Source organism: Pseudomonadota bacterium, assembly GCA_039815145.1.
Lineage (GTDB): Bacteria > Pseudomonadota > Gammaproteobacteria > Steroidobacterales > JBCBZW01 > JBCBZW01.
The window spans coordinates 13,138-37,448 of sequence record JBCBZW010000043.1 but is presented as its reverse complement, the minus strand read 5'-3'; the positions used below and the strand labels follow the sequence as shown (position 1 = coordinate 37,448).

Sequence of the window (24,311 nt, the reverse complement as noted above, 5' to 3'; positions counted from 1 at the left end):
GCTTTCATTACCTGTTGGTTAGCGGTTCTAAATAAAGTAGAGTGAGAACCACGAAAGCCTTTAGCTAGTTTAAGGATTTTTTTGCGGCGTTTGCGAGCAACATTACCGCGCTTTACTCTTGGCATGGTTTAATAATTTCCTGTTAATTTGACGAAATTTACTTTCTTGGTAGATATGGAAGCATACCGCGTACATTATCTTCATCGCGCTCGTTAACGATTACTGCTTTAGAAAATTTACGCTTTTTATCGGTAGTCTTCTTTTCTAGAATGTGGTTTTTGAAAGCTTTGCGACGAACGATTTTACCCGTACCGGTGGCACGAAACCGTTTAGCAGCAGCCTTACGAGATTTTAATTTAGGCATTTTCTTATGTTTCTACACATAGACACAATCCCATATTATAAGTCGTAATTCGTAATCTGCCGGATATTTTTTAGCGTGTTGCAGATTATAGCCACACTAACAATGTTCTTCAAGATTCACGAAGTATAGTAAATCAATCTCAATATGCGTAGCTTATATATATTGATGCGATGCTGTCGGGCCGTTTGTTTCGATTCTATTCCTTGCTCACTAATTCCAACATTCTGGAAACTTTCTATATATTGAAGCGATAGTAATTTTGTTAATCGCTGAAATCCATAAACAATTTATAAAAGTATTTATAAAACTGTTTTATTGATTTGACTGATATTATCTAAAAACAGATAAAAATTCAAAAAACATAAAATCTGGCCCAAGCAGATTGTACATATTTTTAGACCACATAGAGAATACCTCGTTTTTTTATACTCTTGTAAAATCGTTGTATTAATGAGAATCATTTCAATAATAATGATATTGAATGCAATAAGATGGTCAAATATAAATATTTATCACAAATTCTTCCAATAACTATCTATTTAAATGTACTTTTGTCAACTTAGGTAAACACAAAAATGCTTTTGATACTAAAAATTTTTGTAAAAACAAGTATTTAAACTGTTGTAAATCCAATACTATTGCAGGCTAGTTTTTGTCTATATTTTTAATTGGCTATAAAAAAATAATTTGATAATTCGTTTCAAGTTTTATAAATTGACAGGAAGAAAAAGCCTCAGGCGGCACGATCCGGTGGCCGCCTAAACCAGGAAGAACCCCATCTTCACGCCCGCCAGCTGCACGACGTCGCGGTCTTGCAGCTCATGGGCCTGTGGTCCGATCGGTTCGCCGTTGAGCAAGGGGAAGTCGTTGGCCTTGCCGCTCTCCACGTGGACGATGAAGTACCCCTCGGCCCGTCGCGAGATGGCGGCCACCTGGATGCCGGGGCGTCCGAGGGTGGTCAGGGCCTTCTTGAGTTCGAGCTCCTTACCCGCGAAGGAACCGCTCAGGACCTGAATCTTGCCCAGCGGTAAGGCGCCACCCGCTGGCGCGGCGCGGCGATCCTCCGACCGTCGACGGGGCGGGGCGCTCGCCTCGACCTCGCTCTGTGGGGTCGGTTTGCGCTCGGGCATGCGGTGCTTGGCGCGGGCGGTGGGATCATCATCGAGGTCGTCGACCAGGGCGCGAGCCGCGTTGCGCGCCGCCGATGCGGCCGCGGGAGGCGCAGCTGCTGCCGGCGCCGCCGGGGCGATGGGGGCGGGCTTCTCGGTGGAGGCGGAGTCAGCGACGGCGCGCTTGACCAGGGCCTCCACGTTGGCCGGCGAGTCGGCCATCGTGTTCAGCACCATCGTGCGCTCGAACTCGTCCGAGTCGAGTTCTTCCTCGTGCTCGTCGATGAAGCGCAGTTCGTGGCGGCCGATGCGCACGACGTCATCGTGCTGCAGCGGGTGCTTGGCGATGCGCCGCCCGTTCACCGTGGTGCCGTTGGTGCTGTTGAGATCTTCCAGGAAGGAGTCGTCAAGAATATTGATGACCAACGCGTGGTGGCCGCTCACACCCGGGTGATCCAGACGGATGTCGTTATCCGGCAGGCGACCGACCGTGTAGCGCTCTTTGGTCATGTTGTACTCGGCGAGTTCGCGCCCGTCGAGGCAAAGGACCAGTCTTGCCATAGCTTCGCTTCCCTATCAGCCGAACCAGTTGACGACTTTGCTGAGCAGTCCCCGATTGGCCGGGAACGGCTTGAGAACTCGGACCATCAGCACCGACACGTTGTCGCGACCTCCATTGTCGTTGGATAGCTGTACGAGCTGTCGCCCGACCATCCCTAAGTCCGTGTGGAAGGTGCTTATGGTTAAGTGTATGTCATCGTCCTCCACCATATCGCTCAGGCCGTCGGAACACAGAACGAAAATGTCGTCGGGCTGGGCGTCGACTTCCATGATGGCGACTTCGATGTCGGGTTCCACGCCGAGGGCGCGGGTGACGTAGTTGCGTTTGAGCTTGCGCTCGGCTTCCTCGCGCTCCACGACGCCGCGGTCCACCAGCTCCTGCAGGAGGGAGTGGTCCTGGGTCAGTTGCTCGAAGCGATTCTGGCGCACCCGGTAGAGGCGCGAGTCGCCCACGTGGGCGACGGACAGACGGTTGTCGTACATGAGGCAGCTGACGATGGTGGTGCCCATGCCGGCGCACTCTTCCTGGCTGCGAGCCGTCTGGTGGATGATCTTGTTGGCGCGGCGAACGGCGTCGCGCAGGGTGATGCTCTGGAGCATGAGCCCCGTATGAGGGTCGGGCTCGCCGCGGCGATCCGTGGGCATGGTGTTCTGCACCAGGTCGACGGTGGTCTTCACGGCGATGCTGCTGGCGACTTCCCCGGCGTTGTACCCGCCCATGCCGTCGGCGAGCACGAAGAGGCCGAGATCGATGTCGTAACCGATCGCGTCTTCGTTGTGCTCGCGTACACGACCGGTATCGGTGAGTGCGACGTGCTCTATCTTTCCCTGAAGCGTCATGTGCCGGAAGCCCTGATGGTCAACCCCGTATGTTGTCGTTCTGGCGCGCCTCGCTGAGGCGCCTGCGCGGAGCGTGCCCTGCGCGCGGCCGGGCCTCGCCTGCGCTCTGACCGATGCCATCCTGACACCCGTCGATCGCTCGGCTGTCAGCCCCAGACCCACCTAGCGGGGCCAGCGTAACACCGCGCAAAATTTTGTCCGAGCGCTCCGTCACGTTTTGCCGGGGCGTCCCTTGCGCCGGTTCCGGGGCGGCGCGGGCCGGCGCTCGCACCACGGCTGGCGTACCATCGCCCGCATGGCAAAAGCGAAGACCTACTACGTCTGCGAGAGTTGCGGCGCGAACACTCCGAAATGGCAGGGCCAGTGCCCCTCCTGCGGGGCCTGGAACACGCTCACCGAGCAGCAGCGCCCGGCGACCAGCGGCCCGGCGCGCGAGGTGGGCGTAGGGTACGCCGGGGAGGCGCCACAGCTGCTCAAGGAGGTCACCGACGAGGCGGAGGCACGCCGGCCGAGCGGGCTGGACGAACTCGACCGTGTGCTCGGCGGCGGCGTGGTGGCGGGTTCGGTGGTGCTGATCGGAGGTGACCCTGGCATCGGCAAGTCGACGCTGCTGCTGCAGGCGAGCGCTTCCCTTAACGCCAACGCCTCCGTCATCTACGTGACCGGCGAGGAGTCCCTGCGCCAGGTGAGTCTTCGTGCGCGACGCTTGGGGCTGGCGGCGGAGGAGCTCGGGCTGCTGGCGGAAACCGCCGTCGAGCGCATCCTTGCCACGGCCCGTGAACATCGTCCGTCGGTGCTGGTGGTCGACTCCATTCAGACCATGCACAGCGAAGCCCTGCAGTCCGCCCCTGGCGCCGTGGCCCAGCTGCGTGAGACCACGGCGGCCCTGGTGCGCTTCGCCAAGCAGACCGGCACGGCGGTGTTTCTGGTCGGTCATGTCACCAAGGAGGGGCATATCGCGGGGCCTCGTGTGCTCGAGCACATGGTGGATACGGTGCTGTACTTCGAGAGCGACGCCGGCAGTCGCTACCGCATCGTGCGTGCGGTGAAAAACCGTTTCGGCGCGGCTAACGAGATTGGCGTGTTCGCCATGACGGAGCAGGGCCTGCGCCAGGTGCGCAACCCGTCGGCGATCTTCCTCTCGCGCCACGCGGAGCCCGTCGCCGGTAGTGCCGTGTTCGTGACGCGCGAGGGCAGTCGCCCCCTATTGGGCGAGGTGCAGGCGCTGGTGGACAGCGCGTCCCACGGCAACCCGCGGCGCCTGGCGGTGGGTTTCGATCAGCAGCGCCTGGCGATGTTGTTGGCCGTGATGCATCGCCATGCGGGCGTGGTGTGCCATGACCAGGACGTGTTCGTGAACATCGTCGGCGGTCTGCGGGTGGCGGAGACGGCGGCGGATCTGGCCGCGGTGGCCGCGGTGCTGTCGAGCCTGCGCGATCAGGCCCTGCCCACGGGCACGGTGCTGCTGGGCGAGCTGGGCCTCGCCGGGGAGATCCGCCCCGTGCCCTTCGGGGAGGAGCGCCTGGTGGCCGCGGCCAAGCACGGCTTCACCCGGGCGATCGTGCCCACGGACAACGCGCCCCGCGGCAAGGCGGGAGCTATCGAAGGTCTTAAGGTGGCGCCGGCGGGACGGCTGGAAGAGGCGCTCGATGCCCTGTTCTAGGCACGAGTCAGCGTCGTACTAGTCCTGCGTGTCCGCCAGCGCTTCTGCCGGCGCCGCTGCTGCGGGCGTAGCGGGCGGTAAGACGCGGACGGTTTTCACGGCGCTGCCCGAGGTCTGCATGATCTGCAGGGAATAGCCAGCGAGTTCGAGCTCCGTGCCGGGCGGCGGAATGGTCTCCAAGGTTTCCAGAATGAGGCCGTTGAGGGTCTTCGGGCCGTCCGTGGGGAGCTGCCACTTCATGCTCCGGTTCAGGGAGCGGATCGTCGCCACGCAATTCACCACGTAGGTGCCATCGCCCGCGTCGCGCACGTCCTTGGGCAGGGTGGCGCCGTCCGCGGAGAACTCGCCGACGATCTCCTCGAGGATGTCCTGCAGGGTCACCATACCGAGGATGTCGCCGTACTCGTCGACCACCAGGCCGAGGCGCCGTCGCGAGTTCTGGAAGTTGATCAGCTGGCGGTTGAGGGAGGTGCCTTCGGGCACGTAGTAGACCTCGTCCACCACCTCGCGGACCAGCTCCTTGCTGAGCTCCGTATTGGCGCTCGCGCGCAGCAGGCGGCGCAGGTGGAGCATGCCCACCACGTTGTCCACGGAGTCTTGCCAGACCGGGAAACGCGTGTGGTGGGCGTCGCGGATCTGCTCGAGGATGGCTGGCCAGTCGTCGCTCAGGTCGATGCCGACGATCTCGTTTCGCGGCACCATGATGTCGTCCACGGTCATCTGCTCGAGGTCGAGGATGCTGAGGAGCATGGTTTGGTGCTGCGAGGGGATCATGCCGCTCGATTCGGCCAACACGGTGCGTAGCTCATCGCGGGAGAACTTCTTCAACGCCCCTTCGCCCTCGAAGCGCACGCCGACCAGGCGCAGCAGCGAATTGGCGAACAGATTGATCAGCCAGACCAGGGGGTAGCTGATGCGCAGCAGCGGGTAGTAGACGAAGGCGGCGGGCAGCGCCAGGCGCTCGGGGTGGATCGCGGCGAGGGTCTTCGGCGCCACCTCGGCGAAGATCAGCACCGTGAGCGTGAAAGCAGCGATGCCGATAGCCACGCCCCCGGAGCCACCGATCTCCTGGGCGATGAGCGTGACGAGGGCTGAGGCGCTGAAGTTGACCGCGTTGTTGCCGAGCAGGATCAGGCCGATCAAGCGGTCCGGCCGGGTGAGGAGCTTTTCGGCGAGCGCAGCCGCACGGTTCCCGTTGCGAGCGGCGTGGCGCAAGCGGTAGCGGTTGACACTCATGAGCGCCGTCTCCGTGCCGGAGAACAGCGCTGACAAGATCAGCAGGACGACCAGCGCCGCGGTCGCGATCGCCAGCCTCCACTCTTCGGTACCCAAGCTTGGGGTGCCCTCGTCAACTGCAGTGAAGCACAGGGTACGGGCTGGCGTGGCCCCGACTCAAGGGCCGCGTTCGCCCGGCCCTAACCCCAGCGCTGGTTGAGCAGGACTTCGAGGATGATGCGACTGCCGAAGTAGGCGAGGGCGAGGCTCATGTAGCCGCCGATGGTCCAACCCAGGGCGACGTGGCCGCGCCAGCCGAAGCGCCAGCGGCCGAGGAGCAGAATGCCGAAGGTGAGCCAGGCGACGATCGACAGCACCGTCTTGTGCGCGAGGTGCTGGGCGAACACGTTCTCGATAAACATGACGCCACTCAGGATCGAGAGGCTCAGCAGCAGGAAGCCGACGGTGATGGTGGCGAAGAGCGCGCGCTCGGTCACATCGAGCGGCGGCAGCAGGTTGGTGAGGCCGCCGAGGCCGCCGCCCAGGCGGCGCGTGCGCAGGCGCTGGTGCTGGATCGCCATCAGGATCGACAGGCCCGCGCCGAGGGTGAGGATGGTCCAGGCGATGAGCGAGAGGGCGATATGCGTGCGGGTGGTCCAGGCGTAGGAGCCCGCGTCGGCCGCGTCGCCGGCCCAGCCGGTGGCCAGGCCCATCACACCGGCCAGCGGCAGCAGCATCACGGCGAGCCCGCGAAGGCCCGGGCGGGTGAGCAGCCACAGGCCCACCGCTGCCATCAGGACGCCGGTGAGGGAGAGGGTATCGGTCACGCTCAGGGCGCCGTGGCTCGAGGTGGCCCGCGCCAGCAGCGCTGCGTGCAGGAGCAGGCCGACGCCTGCGGCGATCAGGGGCACGGATGCCGGCAACCCAGTGCCATCGCCCTCGATCGCCGCTTGGCCCGGGCGGAGCTGGCGCCAGGTGAGGATCGAGGCTGCCGCGTAGGCGGGCAGCACGAGCAGGGCGGCAAGGGCGGTCACGGCGGCGGCATCCTCCTGGTTGAGCCGGCTTCGGGATCGGGTGGTCAGCGGCGCGGGCAGCGGTGCGTGCCCATCGCCGATAGCAAAGTACGCATAGTAAACTACGAGGCTTTGCCCTGTTGCCTGGCGAGGCCGCCTCCGTGTTCGACAACCTCAGCAACCGACTCACCACCGCCCTCGACGGCCTGCGTGGCAAGGGTCGGCTCACCGAAGACAACATCAAGGACGCCCTGCGCTCCGTGCGCATGGCGCTGCTCGAGGCCGACGTGGCCCTGCCCGTGGTCAAGAGCTTTATCGATCACGTGCGCGAGCGCGCCGTGGGCGAGGAGGTGGCGCGCAGCCTGAAGCCGGGCCAGGCCCTGGTGAAGATCGTCCACGACGAGCTGGTGCAGGTGATGGGTGGGGGCAATCAGGCGCTGGACCTGCGGGCCCAGCCGCCTGTCGTCATCCTCCTCGCCGGCCTGCAGGGCGCGGGCAAGACCACCACCGCCGGCAAGCTGGCGCGACGCCTGATCGAGAAGGACAAGAAGAAGGTGATGATGGTGAGTGTGGACGTGTACCGCCCCGCCGCCATCGCCCAGTTGGAGACCGTGGCGGGGCAGGTGGGCGCCGGCTTCGTGCCGAGCGAGGCCTCGGACGATCCGGTGGCGATCGTGGAGCGCGGCCTCGATGCTGCCCGTCGCGCGGTGGCCGACGTGCTCATCGTGGACACGGCCGGCCGCCTGCACGTGGACGAGGAGTTGATGGCCGAAGTGCAGCGCGTGCACGCCGCCGCCTCGCCGCAGGAGACCCTCTTCGTGGTCGACGCCATGGCTGGCCAGGATGCGGTGAAGTCGGCCAAGGCTTTCGACGACGCCCTGCCGTTGACCGGCGTCGTGCTGACCAAGGCGGACGGTGACGCCCGCGGCGGTGCGGCCCTCTCCGTGCGCCAGGTGACCGGCAAGCCGATCAAATTCATCGGTCTCGGCGAGAAAAGCGACGCCTTCGAACCTTTCCATCCCGACCGTATGGCCTCGCGCATCCTCGGCATGGGCGACGTGCTCACCCTGGTCGAGGAGGTGCAGGAGAAGGTCGACAAGCAGAAAGCGGCCAAACTTGCCCGCAAAGTCAGCAAGGGTAAGGGTTTCGATTTCAGCGACTTACGCGATCAACTTCAACAGATGCAGAGCATGGGTGGCATGGCAGCCCTGCTCGACAAGTTGCCGGGTGCCGGCAAGATTCCGGAAGCGGCAAAGGCGCAGGTGGACGACAAGCAGATCCGTCGCCAGATCGCCATCATTAACTCCATGACAGACCGGGAAAGACGCTTCCCGAAGCTGATCGACAGCTCCCGCAAGCGCCGCATCGCGGCTGGCTCGGGGCTTCAGGTGCAGGACGTGAACCGACTTCTCAAGCAGTACACGCAAATGCAGAAAATGATGAAGAAAATGGCCGGCGGCAACATGAAGAAAATGATGCGTGGCATGGCCGGTCGACTACCGCCGGGAATGATGCCGTAGGCACCGTACCTGCAGTGCACTAAGTGCTAGCAATCGGGAGACTTTCGGGTAAAATGGCGGGTTTACAGTCGGCGCGACACGCGATGCCTTGCGTGCCGTGCTCCCAAACCGAATACCTGTCGTTTAAGGACCTACCTACAAATGGTCAGCATCCGTCTTACGCGAACCGGCGCTAAGAAGCGTCCGTTCTACCACATCATCGTGACCGACAGCCGCAGCCGCCGTGACGGCCGCTACATCGAGCGCCTGGGCTTCTTCAACCCGGTCGCCCGCGGCAACGCCGAGTCCCTGCGCGTCAACCTCGAGCGCGCCGAATACTGGATCGGCCAGGGCGCCCAGCCCTCCGAGCGCGTGACCAAGCTCCTCAAGCAGTGGCGCAAGACCTCCGCTGCCGAGATGGGTGCCGCGCCGGCCGAGCCCGCCGCCTAAGCCGCCTCTTCTTCGGGAGAGGGAAGCCCCATGGTGAGTGACGCCACGCCCAGCGCCGATGAGACGCTGGTGGTGGGGGAGCTGGCCGGGGCGCACGGGGTGCGCGGCTGGGTGAAGCTGAAGTCCTTCACGGATCCCGCCGAGAACCTTGTTCACTACGCGAACTGGCGACTGCTGCTGCCGGGACCCGGCGCGGCCACCGGTTCGCGCGAGGTACGCCTCGCCGAGTGGCGCTGGCACAGCGAGCGCCTGATCGGACGTCTGGAAGGCATCGCTGACCGCGACGCGGCAGCGGCTCTGACCGGCGCCCAGGTGACGGTGCCGCGCAGCGAGCTGCCGGCGCCGAGCGACGGCTGGTACTGGGCCGACCTGATGGGCTACGAGGTGCACAACCTCGAGGGCGTGGTGCTCGGCAGGCTGCGGGACGTCATGGACAACGGTGCCCAGGACATCATGGTGGTGGCGGGCACACGCGAGCGATTGATCCCCTTCGTTCGCGGCCCCGTGGTGCACGGGGTGGAGGAGGCGCAGCGTCGCATCCTGGTGGACTGGGGAGAGGACTACTAGACAGCTGCGCTGCGAACGGGTGAAGGCGACGACGACATGAAGGTCTGCGTAGTCACGCTCTTCGAGGGGCTGGTCTCGGCGGTGACCGAGCATGGCGTGCTCAGTCGCGCCGTCGAGCGGGGCCTGGTGTCGGTGGACACGGTGGACCCGCGGGCCTTCGCCACCGACGTGCACCGCACGGTGGACGACAGGCCTTACGGCGGCGGCCCCGGCATGGTGATGCGGGTGGAGCCCCTGCGCACGGCGATCGCACACGCGAGGCGCCGCGTAGGCGGGGAGACGCCGAAGACGATTTATCTCGGCGCGGCGGGGAAGCCGCTGACGCACGAGATCGCCGCGCGCCTGGCGTGCGAGCCAGCCCTGGTGCTGGTGAGCGGGCGCTACGAAGGCGTCGACCAGCGCTTGCTGGACGCGGAAGTGGATGAGGAGCTGTCGATCGGCGACTACGTGCTGAGCGGCGGCGAACTGGCAGCGATGGTGTTGATTGACGCGGTGGTCCGCCTGTTGCCGGGCGCGCTCGGCAACGCCGAGTCGGCGGTGAGTGACTCGTTCGTGGACGGGCTGCTCGATTGGCCGCACTACACGCGCCCCGAAGCCGTGGACTTCGGCGACGGCGAGGCGGTGGCGGTGCCCGAGGTGCTGCTCGGCGGCAACCACGCCGTGATCGAGCGCTGGCGCCGCCAGCAGGCGCTCGGGCGCACGTGGGAGCGGCGGCCGGAGCTGCTGGAAGGATTGATGCTGAGCGATGAGGATCGCCAGCTGTTGAGTGAATACCAGGCCGCGAAGGCCTAGGGCCGTGCGACGCACGCGGGTGCGCGCAACGGAGGCATTAGCAAACACCGGACCGGTGGCCTGCGGGTCGCGAGGTCCGAGATTGATGAGGGTTAGAGGTGCGCCGTGAGCAATATCATCGAACAGCTCGAGAAAGAGCAGCTAAAGACTGACGTTCCCGCTTTCGCCCCTGGCGACACGGTTGTCGTGCAGGTGAAGGTGAAGGAGGGCAATCGCGAGCGCCTCCAGGCCTACGAGGGTGTGGTCATCGCGGTGAAGAACCGCGGCCTGAACTCCTCCTTCACGGTGCGCAAGATCTCCCACGGCGAGGGCGTGGAGCGTGTGTTCCAGACCCACAGCCCGGCGATCGAGTCCATCAAGGTGAAGCGCCGCGGCGATGTGCGTCGCGCCAAGCTCTACTACCTGCGCGGTCGCACCGGTAAGGCTGCCCGCATCAAGGAAAAGGTCTGATACCGAGCGGCCGCCGGAACCCAGTGTCCGGTCACGCTAGTTCGTTGAAGAATACGCGGGTGCTTTTTGCCCCTGAGCACGTTGCTCCTCCTCCCGTGGGGCCTGCCACGCTCGTCGTCGCGCCGCGCTCAGGAGCAAAAAGCCCCGTGCGTATTCTTCAACGAACTAGCGTGACCGGACACTAGGCCGGCGGCCGCGTCCTTCTCGCCTCAGGCCGCATCTTCTCTAGCAGCCCCGGCAAAAAAAAGCTCCCAGCCTGCCTTCACGCGGTGCAGCGTTGGTACGATCCGCGGTGTGGGCAGGGTGTCCTGCGATTTCTCTCACGCACCGAGTAAGCCGATCGACCCATGACTGAGCAAAACCGCGAAACTCACGCCTTCCAGACCGAAGTGCAGCAGCTGCTGCACCTGATGATCCATTCGCTCTACTCCAATCGCGAGGTGTTCCTGCGCGAGTTGGTGTCGAACGCGTCCGACGCCTGCGACAAGCTGCGCTTCGAAGCGCTGACGCAGGATGGCCTGTTCGAGGACGATCCGGAGCTTCGCGTCACCATCTCCTACGAACCCGAAGGCGAGACCCTGACCATCGCCGACAACGGCATCGGCATGTCGCGCGAGGAGGTGATCGAGAACCTGGGCACGATCGCGCGCTCCGGCACCCGCCGCTTCCTCGAGCAGATGAGTGGCGATGCGGCGAAGGACGCGAGCCTGATCGGCCAGTTCGGTGTGGGCTTCTACTCGGCCTTCGTGGTGGCCGACAGGGTGACGGTGGAAACCCGCCGCGCCGGCGCCTCGGCCGAGGACGGCGTGCGCTGGGTGTCCGATGGCACGGGCGAGTTCTCGGTGGAGGGCATCGAGAGGGCCGGCCGCGGCACGGCGATCACCCTGCACCTGAAGGAAGACCATCGCGACCTGCTGAACGGCTTCACCCTGCGCAACATCCTCACCAAGTACGCCGACCACATCGGCCTGCCGGTGCAGATGCCGGTGGAGAAGGAAGGCAAGCCGGTCGAGGACGAGCTCGAGACCGTCAACCAGGCCTCGGCGCTGTGGGCCCGTCCGCGCAAGGACATCACGGACGACGAGTACCAGGCCTTCTACAAGCACGTCTCCCACGACTTCGACGATCCCCAGGCCTGGACCCACCACCGGGTGGAAGGGCGCCTGGACTACACGGCGCTGCTCTACGTGCCGAAGCGCCCGCCCTTCGACCTCAACGACATCGAGCGCCAGCGCGGCGTGAAGCTGTACGTGCAGCGCGTGTTCATCATGGACGACGCGCAGCAGTTGATGCCGCGCTACCTGCGCTTCGTGCGCGGCCTGATCGACTCGAACGATCTGCCCCTGAACGTCTCCCGCGAGCTGCTGCAGTCGAACAAGGTGGTCGACAGCATCCGCGGCGGCTGCACGCGCAAGGTGCTGGGCCTGCTCGAGGACATGGCGACCAAGGAGCCCGAGGACTACCAGACCTTCTGGAACACCTTCGGTAACGTGCTGAAGGAAGGCACGGCGGAGGACGCAGGCAACCGCGAGACCCTGGCCAAGCTGTTGCGCTTCGCGTCCACGGAGAACGACGGGGCGGCGCAGACCGTGAGCCTCGCGGACTACGTCGCGCGCCTGAAGGGCGGCCAGGAGCACATCTACTACATCACCGCTGACAGCTACGCCTCGGCGGCGGCCAGCCCACACCTGGAGATGTTCCGCGAGAAGGGCCTCGAGGTGCTGCTGCTGCACGATCGCGTGGACGAGTGGGTGGTAGGTCACCTCACGGAATTCGAAGGTCACGAGCTGCGCTCGATCAACCGCGGCGAGGTGCCCCTGGGCGAAGCCACGGAGGATGAGAAGAAGGCGCAGGAGGCCATCGAAGAGGAGTACAAGGAGTTCGTGGCGCGGATCGAGTCGATCCTGCGCGAGCGGGTGGAGTCGGTTCGTGTCTCCCAGCGCCTCACGGACTCGCCCTCGTGCGTGGTCACGCCTGAAGGTGCCCTCGGCGGTCGCCTCGAGCGCATGCTGCGCGATGCGGGGCAGGAGGTGCCGGAGAGTAAGCCCATCCTCGAGCTGAACCCGACCCACCCGGTGGTGCTGAAGGCGCGCCACGAGGAGGACAAGGATCGCTTTTCCCAGTGGGCCCACGTGCTGCTGGATCAGGCGCTGCTGGCGGAGGGCGATCAGCTCACGGACCCGCAGGGCTTCGTCAAGCGCCTCAACGAGCTGCTGGTGACCCTCGCATGACCGAGCGGGGGCGCAGCTGATGGCGAAGCGCTTCTGGCTATTCAGCCTGTTCGGTGGCGTGTGGCGCGGCCTCGACGGTCTACGTCGCTTCGTCCACCTGATGTTGATGCTCGCCGTGCTGGCCATCGGCGTGGTGGCCCTGGTGGACACCCCGCCCGGGGTCATGAGTCCCGGCGCGCTGGTGTTGGCGCCCGTCGGCAACCTCGTCGATCAGCTCGACGGGGATGCGGCCACCCGCGCCTGGCAGGAGTTCCTCGGCTCGCGCGTCGACCAGACGCTCACGCGCGATCTCATCGAGTCGATCGACTACGGCGCGCGGGACCCCCGCATCAACGCCCTGGTGTTGCAGCTCGGCGCCATGGGCGGCGCCGGCATGGCGACCCTGCGCGACGTCGCCGACGCCATCGAGCGCTTCAAGCGCAGCGGCAAGCCGGTGGTGGCGATCGGTGACAACTACACCCAGGGGCAGTACTACCTGGCGTCCTTCGCGGACGACATCCTCATGCACCCCGAGGGCGTGGTGTTCCTGCAGGGCTTTGGCGCCTATCGCACGTACTACAAGGCGGCGCAGGAGAAGTTCCTGGTCGACGTGAACGTCTTCAAGGTGGGCGAGTACAAGTCCTTCGTCGAGCCCTACCTGCGCGATGACATGTCGCCCGAGGCGCGGGAGAACGCCCTCGAGTGGCTGAGCGGCCTGTGGGAGATCTACCAGGCGGACGTGACCGGCGCCCGAGCCATGGACAGCACGCTCATCGATCGCTACACCCAGGAGCTCCCCCGCCTGCTCGAGGAGGCGGACGGCGACTTCGCCAGCCTGGCCCTGTCCATGTCCCTAGTGGACAAGCTGACGACGCGCTCGCAGATGGACGCGCACCTGATCGAGATCACGGGTGTGGATCCGCGGGACAAGGGTTGGCGCGGCACCTATCACCAGAACTACCTCGCCGCGCGGCGCAACGAGTCGCCGCAGCGCGATCGGCCTGCGCGGGTGGGTGTGGTCGTGGCCAAGGGCGATATCGTCGACGGGACGCAGCCGCCGGGGATGATCGGCGGCGATTCGACCGCAGCGCTCCTGCGGCGGGCGCGCCTGGACGAGGCCGTGAAGGCTGTGGTGCTGCGGGTGGACAGCGGCGGCGGTAGCGCCTTCGCCTCGGAGATCATCGCCGAGCAGGTGCGCGAGCTGCGCGCGGCGGGTAAGCCGGTGGTGGTGTCCATGGGCAACACCGCGGCGTCCGGCGGCTACTGGATCAGCATGGACGCGGATGAGATCTACGCGAGCCCCGTCACGATCACGGGGTCGATCGGCATCGGCGCCGTGTTCCCCACCTTCGAGCGCGGCCTCGACTGGCTCGGGGTGCACGTGGACGGTGTCGGCACCACGCCGTGGGCCGGGGCGCTGCGACCAGACCGCAGCCTCAACGAAGAATCCCGTCAGGTGCTGCAGCGCTCGATCGAGAACGGCTACGCGGACTTCATCGGCCGCGTGGCCAACGCCCGTCAGCTGCCTTTGGCCGACGTGGACGCGGCGGCGCGGGGCCGCGTGTGGCTCGGCGCGGCGGCGCTCGACCTGGAACTCGTCGATGGCATGGGAAGCCTGCAAGAGGCGATCGGCGCGGCGGCGCGTCGGGCGGAGATCGCCGATGACTTCAGCGTGACCTACGTGGGGCAGGAGATCGGCATTCGCGAGGCCTTGATCATGCAGTTCACGCGTGCTGGCACGCGCCTGTCGACTCGCTTGGGGCTGCGCGTGCGCGAGGTGTTGGAGCTGCCGCCGATGCGTCGCGACGCCAGCGGGTTTGCCGTGCAGCTGGATCGGGTCACGGAGCAGCTACGCAGCGATTGGGAGCGCATGCAGCAGTGGAACGACCCGCGCGGCATCTACCTCTACTGCCACTGTAACCCCAGCCTATGAGTGAGGATCGCCAGGCTCTGCTGCGCGAACTGAGTATCGAGCGTGCGGAGCCTGCCCGTGGAGGTAACGGGGGCGGGGGCCTTTCCCTTTGGGTGGTGTTCGCGCTCATGCTGCTGGCGGGCGCCGTCGGGGCGGCGGCCAGCTGGTGGCTGAACCGTGCGCCCGCGCCGGTGACCGTGCGCGTGGCGCAGGTCGAGCGACTCGGCGATGGCAGTGGGAGCGCCGCGCCCCGTGATCCCAGTGAGTCCGTGCTCGATGCCACCGGCTACGTGACGGCACGACGCCAGGCCACCGTGTCCTCGGAGGTCACGGGCCGGGTGGTGGAAGTGCTGGTCGAGGAGGGCATGGCCGTTGAGGAGGGGCAGCTGCTGGCCCGCCTGGACGACACCCTGCTGGTGGCCGCGGTCGAGCTGGCTCAGGCCCAGCTCGGGGCGAGCCAAGCGTCCCTCGAAGAGACGCGCGCCCAGCTGCGCGAGGCGCAGCGCAACCTCACCCGCATCAAGGACCTCCAGGGACGCGGCCTCGCCAGCGACCAGGAACTCGACGCAGCCCTCGCCGATGAGGACACCTTCGCCGCTCGCCTGACGCGCCAGCAGCGTGACGTGGAGGTCTCGGCCAAGTCCCTCGCGGTGCAGGAGCGCCAGCTCGAGGACATGCGCATCGTGGCGCCCTTCGCCGGGGTGGTGATCGACAAGGCCGCCCAGCCCGGCGAGATGATCTCGCCCGTCTCGGCTGGCGGAGGCTTCACCCGCACCGGCATCTGCACCCTGGTGGATATGGACTCGCTGGAGGTGGAGGTGGACGTCAACGAGTCGTTCCTCGGCCGCGTGAGCGCGGGGCAGCCGGTGACCGCCACCCTGAACTCCTATCCGGACTGGCGTATCCCGGCGGAAGTCATCACGATCATTCCGGCGGCCGATCGCAATCGCGCCACCGTGCGCGTGCGCATTCGCCTGCTCGAACGCGACGCGCGCATCCTGCCCGACATGGGTGCGCGGGTCGCGTTCCTCGCGAGCCAGCAAGCGCAGACGGCGCAGCAGAGCGAGGCGAACGCGGAAACCGAAGAGGACGTGAGGCCCGGCCTGTACGTGCCGAGCGATGCCATTTTCCGTGATGGCACCCGCGCCGTGGCCTACGTGGTCGTGGGCGCGCAGGCGCAGGCGCGCGAGCTGCGCGTCGGCGAGACCCGTGGCGAGCGGCGACGCGTGCTCGGCGGCGTGGAAGCAGGCGAGCAGGTGGTGGTGGGCGTCGACGAGGCACTGGTGCGCGCCCTGGACAGCGGGGCAAGCGTGGTAGTGGCGAACCCCTAGTGGCGGTTAAGGAGGATCAGCGTGAGCAGCAGTAGCGAATCGGTGGTGTCGATCGATGCCGGAGGTCGAGGCGGGCGATCACCGTCGGACGGAGCCCTCGGCGATGCGATCGTGAGCTTGCGGGAGGTGGGCAAGGCCTACCGGCGAGGTCGCCAGGAAGTCTCCGTGCTGCAGGGCCTGGAGCTCGACATCGCGCGGGGCGACTTCATCGCGCTGATGGGCCCTTCCGGCTCGGGTAAATCGACCCTATTGAATCTTATCGGTGGCCTCGATCGACCCTCGCGCGGGTCCGTCACGGTAGACGAGCAACGCATCGACCTGATGAAGGGCGCACAGCTCGCCCGCTGGCGCGCGGACAACGTCGGCTTCATCTTCCAGTTCTACAACTTGATGCCGGTGCTGTCGGCCCAGCGCAACGTGGAGCTGCCGCTGCTGCTGCAGAAGATGTCGGGCAAGGAGCGGCGCCGGCGCGCGCATACCGCGCTCGAGATCGTCGCCCTCACGGAGCGGGCCAAGCATCGACCGGCGGAACTCTCGGGTGGCCAGCAGCAGCGCGTCGCCATCGCGCGAGCCCTGGTGACCGACCCGAAGCTGCTCATCTGCGACGAGCCCACCGGTGACCTCGACCGCGCCACCGCCGATGAGATCCTGGGCCTGCTGCGAACCCTCAACGAGGAGTTCGGCAAGACCATCATCATGGTGACCCACGATCACAAGGCGGCGGAGCAGGCACGCCACACGCTGCACCTGGATAAGGGGCAGCTGCTGGCGGAGTCGCAGGCGTGAAGTTCTTCGGCCTGATCCTCGCGGGCGTGTTTCGCTACCCCGTGCGGGCGCTGCTCACCCTGGGATCGCTCTTCGCTGCGTTCTTCCTGTTCGGGGTGCTGCAAGCGGTGAACACGGCGTTCACGGCGGGCGTCGGCATCGACGGGGCCGACCGCATGATCACCACGGGCCGCTATTCGATCATCGATCTGATGCCGGTGTCCCACCAAGCGCGGATCGCGGCCGTGGAGGGGGTGTCGGGGGTCACGCATTCCACCTGGTTCGGTGGCGTCTACCAGGACAAGAGCAACTTCTTCGCGAAGTTCCCGGTGGATCCCGAAGGCTACTTCGAGCTCTACGACGAGGCCATCATCAGCGAGGAGGCGAAGACCGCCTTCCGCAACCAGCGCAGCGGTGTGCTGGTGACACGCGATCTGGCCGAGAAATTCGACTGGACCGTGGGGCAACGCATTCCCATCATCGGCGACATCTGGCGCACGCCGGACAACGAGCCGTGGTTGTTCGATCTGGTCGGCACCTTCGAGTGGCCCAGGGGCAGCACCAACGGGCCGTTGATGCTGATCAACTACAACTACTTCGATGAGGTGCGCGGCGATGGCGCGCGCGGCCTCGTCGGCTGGTTCATCTCGCGGATGGACGACCCGCAGGTGGCAGAGGATACGGCGGCGTCCATCGACCAGGTGTTCCTCAATAGCGACAACGAGACGAAGACGGCGACTGAGCGTGACTTTCAGCTGAGCTTCGCTCGTCAGCTGGGCAACATCGGCGTGATCGTCTCGGCGATCCTCGGCGCGGTGTTTTTCACCATCGTGCTGCTCACGGCGAACACGATGGGGCAGTCCGTGCGCGAGCGCACGTCGGAGTTTGCGGTACTGAAGACCCTTGGCTTCACCAACGGTGGCGTGCTGGGGCTGGTGTTGACCGAGTCCGTGCTGATCGCCTTGTTGGGTGGCGGGGCCGGGCTGTTGGTCGCGATCGCGCTGGCGCCGTTCGTGGGCCAGGCCCTGGCCGGCGTGTTGCCCGGGTTCGCCCTCACCACCGAGTCGGTGCTGCTGGGGCTCGGGTTGACCGTGTTGCTAGGCCTTGGCGTGGGGCTGCTGCCCTCGCTGCGGGCGATGCGCCTGTCGATCGTCGACGCCCTGGGAGGTCGCTGAGCTATGGACAGCTTACTGGCTGTGGTCTGGATGAACCTGCGCAGCATTCCTTCGCGCCTCGGGTCCTCGTTGGTGATCGTGGTGGGCGTCGCCGGCGTGGTCGGGGTGTTGACGGCCTTGCTCTCCCTCGCGGTGGGCTTCAGCGCCACCATGAAAGGGGCGGGCAGTGATGACCGGGTGTTGGTGCTGCAGAACAGTTCGACGACGGAGCTCACGAGTGGCCTGTCGCAGGAAGAGTTGGATGTGATCTCCAGCGCGCCCGGCGTGGCGCGGGACAGCGATGGGCGCCCCCTGGTCAGCGCCGAGGTGCTGGTGGTGGCCGACGTGCCCAAGCAGGCGAGCGACTCCACGGCTAACCTCTCCGTTCGTGGGGTGGGCGAGAGCGGGCCCATACTGCGCGATAGCTTCGAGATCGTGGAGGGACGCATGTTCGCCAGCGGTCGCGCGGAGATGATCGCGGGGCGCTCCGTGTCCGGACAGTTTCAGAACCTGGCCGTGGGGGATGTGCTGAAGGCGCGTAACTCCGACTGGGAGGTGGTGGGCATCTTCAGCACCGGCGGTGACGCCTTCGAGTCGGAGGTGTGGGTGGACGCGCCCGTCGCCCAGTCGGCCTTCCGGCGCGGCAACAGCTACCAGTCCGTGCGCGTGCAACTCGAGGACGCCGCGGCCTTCGACGGCTATAAGCAGGCCCTCGACGACGATGATCGCCTGCGCGTCGACGTCTTCCGCGAGTCCACCTACTACCAGGAGCAGAGTTCGGCCAACACGGGACTGTTCACTGCCTTCGGTGTGGTGGTGGGCGCGATCATGGCCTTCGGTGCCATCTTCGGCGCGCTCAACACCATGTACACGGCGGTGTCGACGCGCACGGTGGAGATCGCGACGCTGCGCGCCCTCGGCTTCGGGTCGGGCGCGGTGATCATGTCCGTCATGGTGGAAGCGTTGGTGCTGGCGCTGTTGGGCGGTGTGATCGGTGCCGCGATCGCGTACGTGCTCTTCGACGGCTTCACGGTCTCGACCTTGAACAACAGCACCTTCAGCCAGGTGGCCTTCGCCTTCGCGGTAACGCCCAAGCTGCTGGCGATCGGCCTGATACTCGCCCTGGGACTCGGCTTCATCGGTGGGTTCCTCCCCGCCCTGCGCGCCGCCAGCCTGCCCGTGACCGACGCCCTGCGCGAGCGCTAGCGCTCGCGCATCCAGGCGGTAGCTCATGTGGCTGGGAATCCTGCTGGTCGTGCTCTGGATCGGCTTGGCCTGGGTGGTGTTCTACGACCTCCGAGACCTCGCCCGCTTGCTGCGCCTGGCCAGGGAGTACTCGTCTGAGCCCAGCCTGAGCGCTCCGGCCGACCGACCGACGGTGGACGTCGTCATCCCCATCTACAACATGGGCGACTCCGTGGGCGAGACGCTGAGTTCCATCGAACGCTCGAGCTATCAAGCACGTCAGGTGATCGTGGTGGACGACGGGTCGACGGATGGGCGCACCTGGCCGGCCCTGCAGGCGTTGGCCGAGCGCATTGACGTGCTCGCGCAGATCGAGCACGGGGGCAAGGCAGCGGCCGCCAATCACGGTGCGAGGCTCGGGGAAGGCGAGGTGCTGCTGTTTCTGGATGCGGACAGCTACGTGAGCGAAGACTTCATCGAGCGCACGTTGGCTGTGTTCGAGGCCCATCCCGAGGTAGGTGCGATCGACTACGTGCAGCGCGTGTCGAACCCCGAGGAGAGCTTCTGGACCCGCCAGGCCACCTTCGAGCGCGCGCTGTTGGCCCTGCAGCCGGACAACTTCGGCGCCCTGTTCGCCATGCGTCGCGAGGTCTTCGAGGGCTTCCCGTTCCGCGACGGGCTCTCGCCCCAGTTCGATATCAACGCCCGCCTGCGCCAGGCGGGTTTGCTGCGGATCGACCCGCAGGCGCTGGTGTTCTCCGAGGAACCGCGGGATCTCGGCCTGACCTTCCGCCGCAAACGTCGCTGGACCTACGGATTCCTGGAGGCACAGGCGCGCCAGGGGCGCGGCCTCGACTACCACCTCCTGGTGCCGTTCGCCGACCTCGCGTTTCTCGCGACCCTGCCGTTGGCCCTGCTATGGCCGGCGCTGCTGCCGTTCGCCCCGGTGCTCTACGCCGTGTGGACCGTGAAGTCGTTGCTCCTGGCCAAGCCCTTGGGGCTCTCGCGGCGTGATGCGCTCGGCTACGGCGTGTACATGGCGGTGGTCAACGCAGCGGTGGCGGCCGGTACCATCGCCTTCAGGGCCAAGCGTCAGGTGGTGTGGCGGTGAGGGCGGTCGGGTCAGGCCAGGTGGGCGGCGATGTCTGCGGCGAGGGTGCGGTAGGCCGCCTCGTCGGCCAGCGGCTGGGGCTCGTCGACGGGCCAGGGCGGTCCGCCCCAGTTGGGGTCGTCCTCGCGGCGGGGGATCACGTGCCAGTGCACGTGGGCGACCACGTTGCCGAGCAGCGCCTGGTTCATGCGATGGGCGCGTCCCACGGTGGCGACGGCGCGCGAGAGGCGACGCATGTCCTCGCCGAAGGCCGCGAATTCCGCGGCGCTGAGGGCATCGATGCTCTCCTCGTGGCGGTCGAAGATCAGCACGGCGCGGCCGCGGTAGCGCTGATCGACGTTGAGGATGGCGAGGCCGCTCGGCAGGCGAGCGATGGCGGCGGGGTGGTCCAGGCCCTGGCGGAGGAGGTCGCAGAAGGGGCAGGCGTCGGCGGTGGAGCTCATCCGGGGACCCTAGCACGCGGGAGGCGGCGATGAGTGCCGGTGGCAAGCGTCGCTACGAACACGTGTTCGTGCTGTGCACGGGCCGATGCGGGTCGCTGACCTTCGCCCATGCCTGCGAGGTCTCCATCGACAACTACACGAGCGGCCACGAGACACGCCTCGCCGAGGCGGGCGCCGAGCGCCTGGCTTTCCCCGCCGGCCACATCGAGATCGACAACCGCCTGAGCTTCTTCCTAGGCCGTCTGCACGAACGCTTCGGTGAGGCAGCTTGCTACGTTCACCTGCAGCGTGACCCGGCAGCCACCGCCCGCAGCTACGCGCGGCGCCGTGCCCTGGGGTTCCTGCTCCACGCGTGGACACGGGGCGTCTACGTGGGGCTCGAGGATGCGCCGGACTTCGAGGCGATGGCGTTGGATCTGGTGACGACGGTTAACGCCAACATCAGGTTGTTTCTTCAGGGCAAGCCGCACCAGCTGGCCGTGCACCTGGAGAACGCGGCGGAGGACTTCGGCCGCTTTCGCGAGCGCATCGGTGCGGCGGGCTCGTCGGCGCTCGCCGACGAGGCCTGGTCGCGCCCCCTGAACGCGTCGTTGGCGACCAGCGCGGCTGCCGCGGTGGCGGTGCCGGCCGATCGTCCTGCGATCGTGCCCGCCTTCGCGCCCAACGCGCCGCTGCCGGAGGCCGTGCGAGCGCAGATGCACGAGCGCTTGGACGGGCAAGCTGCCCAGGTGTCGGCGACCGGGCGGGAGGGTAGCCTCGAGGCTCAGCTGCAGGCGATTCGGGCGGACTTCGCCGGGGCATCGGCCCTCTGCCTGGCGGCGGCCGAGCTCGTGGTGCACCTGCGCCGGGGCGTGGACCTGGAGGGCTCTCGAGGCGCGTTGTTCGCCCTGACCCACCACCCGGAGACGGCGGACTTCCTGGCCCGCGAGCTCAGCCTGCGTTGGCTGGTCTCGGTGCTCGACAGCTACGCCGACCACGCGCCCGGCACGGAAGCGGCCGGGGCGATGGCACTCTCGGTGCTGGTGAACACGATCAAGCTGGCGGAGACCGAGCGGCTTATCGTGAGCGATCCGGCGCACGACGACACCCGCCGCGCGCAGCTCGCGGCGCGCTTCCCAACGCCGTTATTCGGTGGCGTGAACGCCTTCCGCCTCGAATCGGGCGACATGGTGCGCAACCTCTTCGCGCGCCTGGAGACGGTGCTCCAGGACGAACCCTTCCTCATCGCCGCCTTCGCGCGCGTGCGCCGGGAGCTGCGCACGCAACCTAATCTGCTCAGTCGCCTGGCGACGTACCACCCAGCGTTGTTCTAAACCTCGCCGGCGCGGGCCGCGCGGGTCATGTGCTCGGCCGCACGGAAGGCCAGGGCCTGGATCGTCATGGTGGGTTGACCGCGACCCGAGGTGACGAAGTTGCTGCCATCGACCACGAACAGGTTGGGCACCTCGTGGGCGCGGTGGTAACGGTCGACCACGGAGCTGTTCGGGTCGTTGCCCATGCGGCAGGTGCCGAGCAGGTGGGGGCCCCCGGTGGATGGTGTGACCTCGTCGCGCCAGAGGCGCTCGGCGCCCGCCGCCTCGAGGATGGCGACGGCCTGGTCCTGCATGAAGCGGGCGGTGGCGAGGTCGTCCGGATGGTCCTCGTAGGTGACGCGCACGGCGGGGCGACCGAAGACGTCCTTCACCTCGGGGTCGAGGCTGATGCTGTTGCGCTCCATGGCGAGGGACGTGCAGTTGCCGAGCACGCTCATGTTGCGGGTGAAGTAGCGTTCCATGAGGCGCTTGTACTCGGCGCCCCAGGTGGGCAGGCCCGGCGCGATGCCGCCCATGGCGAAGAGGATGGGCCAGGAGTTCACGAGGGGGCGGGCGTCGATGCCGCCGCCGCCGTAGAAGCCGCGCTTGGTGTCCGTCTCGTAGAAGTCCATGACGATGCGCGTGCACTGCACGCTCTTGAACTCGTTGAGCGGCTCTTCGAACCAGGCGTGGGTGGCGGAGTGGGCGTTGAACATGAGGTTCTTGCCGACCATGCCGCTGCCGTTGGCCATGCCGTCGGGGTGCTTGGCGCTCTGGGACAGCAGGAGCAGGCGGGCGGACTCGGCACCGTTGGCGCTGAGCACGGCGGCACGCGTGCGCTGGGCCTGCTCGACGCCGTTCTCATCGAGGTACACCACGTCGCGGATGCGGCCGCGATCATCGTGTTCCAGGCGCATCACCGTACAGCCCGTGCGGATCTCGCAGCGGCCGGTGGCCTCGGCCTGGGGGATCATGGCGGCGAGGGTGGAGGACTTGGCATTCATCTCGCAGCCGAAGCCGAGGCAGAAGCCGCAGTGGATGCAGGCGGGGCGGCCGTTGTGGGGCTTTGACAGGATCGCCATGGGCGCGACCTGCGGATGTAGCCCTAAGGCCTTGGCGCCGCGCTCGAGGATGGCCCCGGAGGACTTGATCGGCAGCGGCGGCACGGGATAGGGCCGGGAACGCGGCGCGTCGAAGGGCCCTGGTGCGCCGGACACGCCGATCTCCCAATCGACGCGCGTGTAGTAGGGCTCGAGCTCTTCGTAGGTGAGGGGCCAGTCGGCGAAGCTGGTGCCTTCGATCTCACCTAAGAGGGATCTTTCCTTGAAGTCGACGGGGCGAAAGCGCCAGTAGTTGCCGGTGAAGTGGACGCTGGAGCCGCCCACGCCTGCGGCGTACCAGGCGGGCGGCAGGCCGGAGCCCTGCGGCGGCACCTCGGCCTTGAGTTCGGGGCGGGCGCGGAAGGTTTGCGGGTGGTCGTTCGGGTTCAGCGACAGCTCACCCTGCATCACCACGCCGATCTCATCGTGGGTGAAGTCCTGCGCCTTGCGGTAGGGGCCCTGCTCGAGGACGACGACGTTGAAGCCGGCCACGGAGAGTTCGCGCGCCATGACGCCGCCGGCGGCGCCGGAGCCGATGACGACGAAGTCCACCGCCTCACGGGTGGGATAGGTGGGATTAGCGGCCATGGTGGTGCTTCTTATCGGTCGAGGACTGAGCCGGCGCGTTGGCCTGGGCGTGGTGGGGCGCGTCGTAGTGGCCGAAGGGGGGGAACCACACGTGGCGCGGGTCGAAGCCGAGCAAGGCCCAGCCGAGCTGGTTGCGGTTACCGCCGTAGGAGGGCAGGGCGAACATGCCGCAGATGGTCATGAAGCGCAGGGTCTGGAACAGGGGGCCCGACTCGATCTCGCCGAGGAGGGTGTCCTGGGCGTCGGCGTCGAGGAGGTGGAAGTGCTCGGCGCCGAAGCGTTCCTTCACCGTGGCGTTGAGGCCGGCCAAGGCCGGGCGGAGCATCTGCTCGACGCCGGCCATCCAGCCGCCGATGGCCGCGTCCATGTAATAGATGACGCCGACCTCGCGCGCGCCCGGGGTGTCCGTGGCGGGCACGATGCGGGCGGCGATGGCTTCGAAGTCCGCGGCTTCGGCGGGCCCCAGGTGCGCGAGGGGCTGCTGCTTGTCTCGGGCCTCGGCCGCGTGTTCGGCGGCCTCGAGGGCCAGGGGCCATTGGGCGGCGAGCCAGCTAGCGCTGACGGCGCCGGTGCCGGTGTGCAGGAAGCGACGCCGGGACTGGTCCGTTTGCATAAGGCGAGAATCCGTCGTGGTTCGGGCAAGATTAGCTCAACTTAACCGGGCCCGGTGGCCTTGAGAAGAGCCTTTTCTTCGCTC

Annotated in this window: 23 protein-coding genes; 14 read left to right on the top strand and 9 right to left on the bottom strand. The window is 66.2% G+C overall.

The annotated features are described in order from the left end of the window. From AAF184_12650 to AAF184_12635, 4 genes are all read right to left on the bottom strand, one after another. Window positions 1-125 (bottom strand): 50S ribosomal protein L20 (locus AAF184_12650; protein ID MEO0423183.1); only part of this gene is annotated, 125 nt, incomplete at its 3' end. A 32-nt stretch (window positions 126-157) separates the two neighbouring features. Beyond that, on the bottom strand, window positions 158-364 hold the full coding sequence (rpmI, locus tag AAF184_12645; protein MEO0423182.1) for a 50S ribosomal protein L35: 207 nt from the start codon (window positions 362-364) through the stop codon (window positions 158-160). A gap of 758 nt (window positions 365-1,122) precedes the next feature. After that, window positions 1,123-2,034: an FHA domain-containing protein gene (locus AAF184_12640; protein MEO0423181.1), complete on the bottom strand. Its 912-nt coding sequence runs from the start codon at window positions 2,032-2,034 to the stop codon at window positions 1,123-1,125. A 15-nt stretch (window positions 2,035-2,049) separates the two neighbouring features. Continuing rightward, the gene (locus tag AAF184_12635) at window positions 2,050-2,874 is read right to left on the bottom strand and encodes a Stp1/IreP family PP2C-type Ser/Thr phosphatase (protein ID MEO0423180.1); all 825 of its coding nucleotides are present in this window, start codon (window positions 2,872-2,874) and stop codon (window positions 2,050-2,052) included. A 295-nt stretch (window positions 2,875-3,169) separates the two neighbouring features. Here AAF184_12635 and radA point away from each other — a divergent pair, with 295 nt between their 5' ends. After that, complete coding sequence (gene radA, locus AAF184_12630) at window positions 3,170-4,537, top strand: DNA repair protein RadA (protein ID MEO0423179.1); 1,368 nt, start codon at window positions 3,170-3,172, stop codon at window positions 4,535-4,537. A gap of 18 nt (window positions 4,538-4,555) precedes the next feature. Here the strand turns inward: radA and AAF184_12625 are convergent, their stop codons facing one another. Continuing rightward, window positions 4,556-5,869, bottom strand: coding sequence for an HlyC/CorC family transporter (locus AAF184_12625; GenBank protein ID MEO0423178.1), 1,314 nt, complete (start codon window positions 5,867-5,869; stop codon window positions 4,556-4,558). An 83-nt stretch (window positions 5,870-5,952) separates the two neighbouring features. Beyond that, window positions 5,953-6,786: a cytochrome c biogenesis protein CcsA gene (ccsA, locus tag AAF184_12620; protein ID MEO0423177.1), complete on the bottom strand. Its 834-nt coding sequence runs from the start codon at window positions 6,784-6,786 to the stop codon at window positions 5,953-5,955. 140 nt (window positions 6,787-6,926) lie between these two features. On the opposite strand from ccsA, the gene ffh reads away from it, so the two are divergent. The 12 genes from ffh to AAF184_12560 all read left to right on the top strand — a co-directional run bounded on the left by ffh (window position 6,927) and on the right by AAF184_12560 (window position 20,191). Then, complete coding sequence (gene ffh, locus AAF184_12615) at window positions 6,927-8,285, top strand: signal recognition particle protein (protein ID MEO0423176.1); 1,359 nt, start codon at window positions 6,927-6,929, stop codon at window positions 8,283-8,285. A gap of 141 nt (window positions 8,286-8,426) precedes the next feature. Continuing rightward, window positions 8,427-8,714: a 30S ribosomal protein S16 gene (gene rpsP, locus AAF184_12610; GenBank protein MEO0423175.1), complete on the top strand. Its 288-nt coding sequence runs from the start codon at window positions 8,427-8,429 to the stop codon at window positions 8,712-8,714. A gap of 33 nt (window positions 8,715-8,747) precedes the next feature. Further along, entirely contained in the window at window positions 8,748-9,281 is a 534-nt protein-coding gene (rimM, locus tag AAF184_12605; protein ID MEO0423174.1) for a ribosome maturation factor RimM, read from the top strand. Between the two features lie 36 nt (window positions 9,282-9,317). Next, complete coding sequence (trmD, locus tag AAF184_12600) at window positions 9,318-10,073, top strand: tRNA (guanosine(37)-N1)-methyltransferase TrmD (GenBank protein MEO0423173.1); 756 nt, start codon at window positions 9,318-9,320, stop codon at window positions 10,071-10,073. Window positions 10,074-10,178: 105 nt separating this feature from the next. Further along, window positions 10,179-10,523, top strand: coding sequence for a 50S ribosomal protein L19 (rplS, locus tag AAF184_12595; protein ID MEO0423172.1), 345 nt, complete (start codon window positions 10,179-10,181; stop codon window positions 10,521-10,523). Window positions 10,524-10,870: 347 nt separating this feature from the next. Next, complete coding sequence (gene htpG, locus AAF184_12590; GenBank protein ID MEO0423171.1) at window positions 10,871-12,754, top strand: molecular chaperone HtpG; 1,884 nt, start codon at window positions 10,871-10,873, stop codon at window positions 12,752-12,754. A gap of 19 nt (window positions 12,755-12,773) precedes the next feature. Continuing rightward, window positions 12,774-14,666 (top strand): signal peptide peptidase SppA, encoded by a 1,893-nt coding sequence (sppA, locus tag AAF184_12585; protein MEO0423170.1) that lies wholly within the window; start codon window positions 12,774-12,776, stop codon window positions 14,664-14,666. Continuing rightward, window positions 14,663-15,976: an efflux RND transporter periplasmic adaptor subunit gene (locus AAF184_12580; protein MEO0423169.1), complete on the top strand. Its 1,314-nt coding sequence runs from the start codon at window positions 14,663-14,665 to the stop codon at window positions 15,974-15,976. The genes sppA and AAF184_12580 overlap by 4 nt, the downstream gene beginning before the upstream one ends. A 108-nt stretch (window positions 15,977-16,084) precedes the next feature. Next, the gene (locus AAF184_12575; protein MEO0423168.1) at window positions 16,085-16,762 is read left to right on the top strand and encodes an ABC transporter ATP-binding protein; all 678 of its coding nucleotides are present in this window, start codon (window positions 16,085-16,087) and stop codon (window positions 16,760-16,762) included. Then, entirely contained in the window at window positions 16,759-17,916 is a 1,158-nt protein-coding gene (locus AAF184_12570) for an FtsX-like permease family protein (protein ID MEO0423167.1), read from the top strand. Before AAF184_12575 ends, AAF184_12570 begins: the two co-directional genes overlap by 4 nt. 3 nt (window positions 17,917-17,919) lie before the next feature. Continuing rightward, window positions 17,920-19,101: an FtsX-like permease family protein gene (locus AAF184_12565; GenBank protein MEO0423166.1), complete on the top strand. Its 1,182-nt coding sequence runs from the start codon at window positions 17,920-17,922 to the stop codon at window positions 19,099-19,101. A 25-nt stretch (window positions 19,102-19,126) separates the two neighbouring features. After that, window positions 19,127-20,191: a glycosyltransferase family 2 protein gene (locus AAF184_12560; protein MEO0423165.1), complete on the top strand. Its 1,065-nt coding sequence runs from the start codon at window positions 19,127-19,129 to the stop codon at window positions 20,189-20,191. Window positions 20,192-20,202: 11 nt separating this feature from the next. On the opposite strand, the gene AAF184_12555 is transcribed toward AAF184_12560, so the two are convergent. Next, the gene (locus tag AAF184_12555) at window positions 20,203-20,634 is read right to left on the bottom strand and encodes an HIT family protein (protein ID MEO0423164.1); all 432 of its coding nucleotides are present in this window, start codon (window positions 20,632-20,634) and stop codon (window positions 20,203-20,205) included. Between the two features lie 29 nt (window positions 20,635-20,663). On the opposite strand from AAF184_12555, the gene AAF184_12550 reads away from it, so the two are divergent. Next, a complete protein-coding gene (locus AAF184_12550; GenBank protein MEO0423163.1) occupies window positions 20,664-21,947 on the top strand; it encodes a hypothetical protein in 1,284 nt (427 codons plus the stop codon). On the opposite strand, the gene AAF184_12545 is transcribed toward AAF184_12550, so the two are convergent. Continuing rightward, on the bottom strand, window positions 21,944-23,614 hold the full coding sequence (locus AAF184_12545) for a GMC family oxidoreductase (protein MEO0423162.1): 1,671 nt from the start codon (window positions 23,612-23,614) through the stop codon (window positions 21,944-21,946). The genes AAF184_12550 and AAF184_12545 overlap by 4 nt on opposite strands. Then, window positions 23,604-24,227 carry a gluconate 2-dehydrogenase subunit 3 family protein gene (locus AAF184_12540; GenBank protein ID MEO0423161.1) on the bottom strand — a complete coding sequence of 208 codons (624 nt, stop codon included), beginning with the start codon at window positions 24,225-24,227 and terminating at the stop codon, window positions 23,604-23,606. The genes AAF184_12545 and AAF184_12540 overlap by 11 nt, the downstream gene beginning before the upstream one ends. Window positions 24,228-24,311 lie beyond the last annotated feature (84 nt).

Coding starts and splice junctions, on each gene's coding strand:
- rpmI (MEO0423182.1), bottom strand. CDS start 364: ATGCCTAAATTAAAATCTCGTAAGGCTGCTGCTAAACGGTTTCGTGCC.
- AAF184_12640 (MEO0423181.1), bottom strand. CDS start 2,034: ATGGCAAGACTGGTCCTTTGCCTCGACGGGCGCGAACTCGCCGAGTAC.
- AAF184_12635 (MEO0423180.1), bottom strand. CDS start 2,874: ATGACGCTTCAGGGAAAGATAGAGCACGTCGCACTCACCGATACCGGT.
- radA (MEO0423179.1), top strand. CDS start 3,170: ATGGCAAAAGCGAAGACCTACTACGTCTGCGAGAGTTGCGGCGCGAAC.
- rpsP (MEO0423175.1), top strand. CDS start 8,427: ATGGTCAGCATCCGTCTTACGCGAACCGGCGCTAAGAAGCGTCCGTTC.
- trmD (MEO0423173.1), top strand. CDS start 9,318: ATGAAGGTCTGCGTAGTCACGCTCTTCGAGGGGCTGGTCTCGGCGGTG.
- htpG (MEO0423171.1), top strand. CDS start 10,871: ATGACTGAGCAAAACCGCGAAACTCACGCCTTCCAGACCGAAGTGCAG.
- sppA (MEO0423170.1), top strand. CDS start 12,774: ATGGCGAAGCGCTTCTGGCTATTCAGCCTGTTCGGTGGCGTGTGGCGC.
- AAF184_12580 (MEO0423169.1), top strand. CDS start 14,663: ATGAGTGAGGATCGCCAGGCTCTGCTGCGCGAACTGAGTATCGAGCGT.
- AAF184_12565 (MEO0423166.1), top strand. CDS start 17,920: ATGGACAGCTTACTGGCTGTGGTCTGGATGAACCTGCGCAGCATTCCT.
- AAF184_12560 (MEO0423165.1), top strand. CDS start 19,127: ATGTGGCTGGGAATCCTGCTGGTCGTGCTCTGGATCGGCTTGGCCTGG.
- AAF184_12555 (MEO0423164.1), bottom strand. CDS start 20,634: ATGAGCTCCACCGCCGACGCCTGCCCCTTCTGCGACCTCCTCCGCCAG.
- AAF184_12550 (MEO0423163.1), top strand. CDS start 20,664: ATGAGTGCCGGTGGCAAGCGTCGCTACGAACACGTGTTCGTGCTGTGC.
- AAF184_12545 (MEO0423162.1), bottom strand. CDS start 23,614: ATGGCCGCTAATCCCACCTATCCCACCCGTGAGGCGGTGGACTTCGTC.
- AAF184_12540 (MEO0423161.1), bottom strand. CDS start 24,227: ATGCAAACGGACCAGTCCCGGCGTCGCTTCCTGCACACCGGCACCGGC.